Here is a 4,010-nt window from a genome sequence, read left to right as displayed (position 1 = left end):
ATATCTTCGCTCACGCGCTCGCTAACGGCGAAATCGCCTTTTTTATAGCCAAGGTCCTTAAAGACCTCTTGCAAATGTAACGGCAGCGGGTAATAAACTCCCGTCGGCACGCCTTTTTGCGCGCAGATTTCTAGCATCCTAGCTCTATCTTTTACGCGGATGCAGTACTGAGCCCAGACGCTCGTATTTCCGCTTTCTACAAAGGGCGTTACGACGTTTTTTAGGTTTTTGCCGTAGCGTGCGGCGACCTCTTGGCGGCGCGCGATTTCGTCGTCAAAGTATTTTAGCTTTACGTTTAAAACGCCCGCTTGGATGGCGTCTAGCCTGCCGTTTATGCCGATAGCGCTATGGAAATACCGCTCTTTTGAACCGTGATTTAGTAAAATTTTTATCTTTTGCGCCAGCTCGTCGTCGCTCGTAAATATCGCTCCGCCGTCGCCGTAGCAACCAAGCGGCTTAGCCGGGAAAAACGAGGTCGTAGCGATGCGCGAGAGGTTGCAGGATTTTACGCAGTTTTGACTCGCGCCAAAGCTTTGCGCGGCGTCCTCGATAACAGTTAGGCCGTGCTTTTGCGCGATAGCGTTTATCGCCGCCATATCCGCCGCCTGCCCAAAAAGCGACACCGGCACGATAGCCTTGGTCTTTGGCGTGATCTTTGCCTCGATCAAATTCGGATCGATGTTATACGTCCTCTCGTCGATATCGACGAACACGGGCTTCGCGCCCAGAAACGCTATCATCTCGGCCGTAGCGATAAAGGTAAAAGGCGTCGTGATGATCTCGTCGCCGGGCTTTATATCAAGCGCCATAAAGGCTAATAGCAGCGCGTCCGTGCCGCTACTGCAAGCTATAGCATGCTTTGCGCCGCTAAATTTAGCCAAATTTTCCTCTAGCTCGCCGACCTTGCCGCCGATATAGACCGAGCTATCTAACACCTCTTTGATCTGCTCGTCGATTTCGTTTTTGTATCTTTGATACTGGGCCTGTAAATTTATAAAATTTATCTTCATCTTCGCTCCTATTTTATAGATTTTAGTATCTCCTCGCCTGCTTCGTCCAGCCTCTTGCCGTTAAAGTGCGCCTTACAAAACTCCACTATCTTGCCGTGAAATTTGGCGTAAATTTCATTCATATCCAGCTCGCGTCCGTACGCCTCGCAGATCCGCTCGCTATCTACGGCCCCCAGCCACTCCTGCGCCTCGTCGTAGCTTTCAAACTCATACCCCAAAAAGCTCAAAATCCGCAAAGCGTAGCTATCTACGACCATCACCTCGCGCCCGCACGCGTAGCAAAGCACCGCGTCGCAGGTCTCCGCGCCGATGCCTTTGACGCCCAGCAGCCACTCGCGGCTCACGTTTTCTTTGAAATTTTCAAAATCGCCGAATTTTTTAAAAATCGCATCGCAAAGCGTTTTTAGGCGTTTTGCCTTGGTATTGTAAAAGCCGCTTGGTTTTATGAGCAAGGCAAGCTCGGCCGCGGGCATTTTTACGATGCCCTCAAGGCTCATCAAATTTGCGTTTTTTAGATTATTTAGCGCCTTATCCGCATTTTTCCAGTTGGTATTTTGTATCAAAACGGCGCCGACCACGACCTCAAGGGTGCCGGCATTTGGCCACCAAAGAGGGCCGTCTGCGTCAGCCTTTACGCCCGCGTTTTTTAGCGCCAAAAAAAGCTGCGTGCTATCCATAGTTTTCCTTTTTTTTCTTTGTTTATTAGCAAATTTTACGCCCGGCTCTTGCTCAAATTTATCGTCCACAACGCCGCCGCGCTTAAATTTGAGTAAAAGCCGTCGCTAGCCTTGCTCGGCTCAAATTTGATCTCGTTTATATAAATTTAACCGCCCACTGTACCAAAGGCTCGCTAACGCCGTCTATCACGCGGACCTTAAAGGCATCCGCGCACCGTCCGCCGTCAAATTCAAATACAACCATCTGAAAGATTCGCCTGCATTTTTCATTTACCTTAAACGAGTGCTTAAGTCCCGTTAAAAAGCTCTTCACAGGCGCTTCTGCGTCCATGCCGATGACGCCGTCAAACGCCCCGCTAAGCCCTACGTCGCTCACGTACGCGGTGCCACTAATTATTTGCAAATCATCTGTGCCAACGTGCGTGTGAGTGCCGGCTATGGCCCCCACTCGACCGCAAAATAGCCTAAAAAAGGCGTTTTTCTCGCTCGTGGCCTCGGCGTGAAAGTCTATGAGGATGTTTTCGCTCTCGCACTCGCCTAGTGCGCGCTCGGCCTCCAAAAAGGCGTTATTTGTATGCGGCAAGCCGTAGTGCCCCATCAAATTTACCACGCTTAGGCTCTTACCGTCTTTGTTCAAATTTATCGCTCCGCTCCCTGCCGTGCCCGCGAAGTGGTTGTAAGGGCGGATGATAGGCAGAGCGTCCATAAGCGCGACCACGTCTTTTTTATCAAAGCTATGGTTGCCGCCCGTGATCGCGTCGATACCGCAGTCTAGCAGCTCGTGCGCGTTGGTCGCGGTAAGGCCAAAGCCTCCGCTTGCATTTTCGGCGTTTGCGACGATAAAGTCAAGCTCGAATTCTCGCTTAAATTTTGGCAAATTTTGCATCACCGCGCTTCGTCCCGCGCGTCCGACGATATCGCCGACAAATCCTACTCTAGTTAAATTTGCCATCAAATTTTATCTTTATAGCTTAGATAAAACTGTCTTGCGGTGCGTCCGGAGCGGCTCGCGCGCAGCTGTGCGTATTGCTTAGCTAGCTCGTGAAGCATCGCTCTATCGCCCACGAAATCTTTAAAATAAAAATCCACGATCTTTAGATAGTCCGTAAAGCTGCCCTGATAAAAGCTAAGCCAAAGCCCGAATCTATCGCTAAGCGCGATCTTTTCTTCGACCGCGTCGCTATAGTGCAGCTCCGTCTCGCCGACCTTTGCGCCCTCGTTGTCGCTTTTTAGCTCGCTGATCAGGTGGCGGCGGTTTGATGTGGCGTAGACTAGCACGTTTTTAGGCGCCTTTTCGATCGAGCCTTCAAGCACGGGTTTTAAAAATTTATAGCTCATGTCTCCCGCCTCAAAGCTAAGATCGTCGCAAAAAATGATAAATTTAAAGCTACTATCCCTGATCTCGTAAATGATCTCGGGTATCATCTCAAGCTCGTCGTTTTTTAGCTCGATTAGCCGCAAGCCCTCCGGGTAAAATTTAGTAAAAACAGCCTTAACCAGGCTACTTTTACCACAGCCTCGCGCGCCCCACAGTATCGCGTGATTTGCGCCCTTGCCTTCTAAAAAATTTCGCGTATTTTCTACAAGCTCTTCTTTTTGCTTTTCGATCCCGATAAGCCCGTCAAGCTGCGTAAAATCAACGTCTATCACGCCTTTTAATGCGCCGAATTTACGCCTATAAATCGCTGCGGCAGTCGTGTTCCAGTCTATCATTTTTCCGCCCGTCCTTTGTTTAGTTTTCTAAGATAGATCAAAATCTCCTCTATCACGTCATCGTCGTCTTTGCTCTTTGATTTTAGTCTCGTTTGCTCGCCGTTTTGCGCGGTTAGCATGATATTTTGCTCGGCGTTTGAGATGGCTTTAAAGCCCGCTTTTATCGCTAAAATTTTAATTATAATGAGGCTTAAAAACTGCTTGGTGTAGATATCCGGTTTGCCGAATCTATCCTCGATCTCGCCCTCTATCTCATAAACCTCGGCCACCTCTTTGCACTTGCTAAGCCGTCTATATAGCTCCAAGCGCAGCCTATCCTCGCCGATAAACTCCGAGTTTAAAAACGCGTTTATGCTAAGCTTCAGGTCGATTTTCGCACTCTCAAAGCTCTCTTTATTTAGTAGTTTATTTATCTCTTCTTCAAGCATCTTGATGTAGAGCGAGTAGCCGATCGCCTCGATATGGCCGCTTTGAGCTTCGCCCACTAGGTTACCGCCGCCTCTGATTTCTAGATCGTGATAGGCTAGCACGCTGCCCGAGCCCAAAAACGAGTTGCTCTCAAGCGCGACCAGGCGTTTTAGAGCGTCTGCGCTTAGGGCGTTTTTGTCTT

General features: G+C 49.3%; 5 protein-coding genes. All 5 read right to left on the bottom strand.

Annotated features, from left to right (window positions below; translation table 11 throughout):
* Positions 1 to 1,010 (bottom strand): DegT/DnrJ/EryC1/StrS family aminotransferase (locus Q0314_RS09465; RefSeq protein WP_298058520.1); only part of this gene is annotated, 1,010 nt, incomplete at its 3' end.
* A gap of 8 nt (positions 1,011 to 1,018) precedes the next feature.
* Complete coding sequence (locus Q0314_RS09460) at positions 1,019 to 1,687, bottom strand: 3-methyladenine DNA glycosylase (protein ID WP_298058518.1); 669 nt, start codon at positions 1,685 to 1,687, stop codon at positions 1,019 to 1,021.
* Positions 1,688 to 1,823: 136 nt separating this feature from the next.
* A complete protein-coding gene (locus Q0314_RS09455; RefSeq protein ID WP_298058522.1) occupies positions 1,824 to 2,639 on the bottom strand; it encodes a TIGR00282 family metallophosphoesterase in 816 nt (271 codons plus the stop codon).
* Positions 2,639 to 3,400 (bottom strand): ATP-binding protein, encoded by a 762-nt coding sequence (locus tag Q0314_RS09450; protein ID WP_298058516.1) that lies wholly within the window; start codon positions 3,398 to 3,400, stop codon positions 2,639 to 2,641. Before Q0314_RS09450 ends, Q0314_RS09455 begins: the two co-directional genes overlap by 1 nt.
* Positions 3,397 to 4,010, bottom strand: a 614-nt coding sequence (locus Q0314_RS09445; RefSeq protein ID WP_366114721.1) for a TRCF domain-containing protein, incomplete at its 5' end; no start/stop codon positions are given. The genes Q0314_RS09450 and Q0314_RS09445, both read right to left, overlap by 4 nt.

Source organism: uncultured Campylobacter sp. (assembly GCF_938040115.1).
Taxonomy (GTDB): Bacteria; Campylobacterota; Campylobacteria; order Campylobacterales; family Campylobacteraceae; genus Campylobacter_A.
Note: the sequence above shows the minus strand (reverse complement) of the source record. Positions and strands in the feature narration are given on the sequence as shown.

What these genes read in the sequence shown, in the direction of transcription:
- Q0314_RS09460 (WP_298058518.1), bottom strand. Translation starts at nt 1,687, where the DNA reads ATGGATAGCACGCAGCTTTTTTTGGCGCTAAAAAACGCGGGCGTAAAG.
- Q0314_RS09455 (WP_298058522.1), bottom strand. Translation starts at nt 2,639, where the DNA reads ATGGCAAATTTAACTAGAGTAGGATTTGTCGGCGATATCGTCGGACGC.
- Q0314_RS09450 (WP_298058516.1), bottom strand. Translation starts at nt 3,400, where the DNA reads ATGATAGACTGGAACACGACTGCCGCAGCGATTTATAGGCGTAAATTC.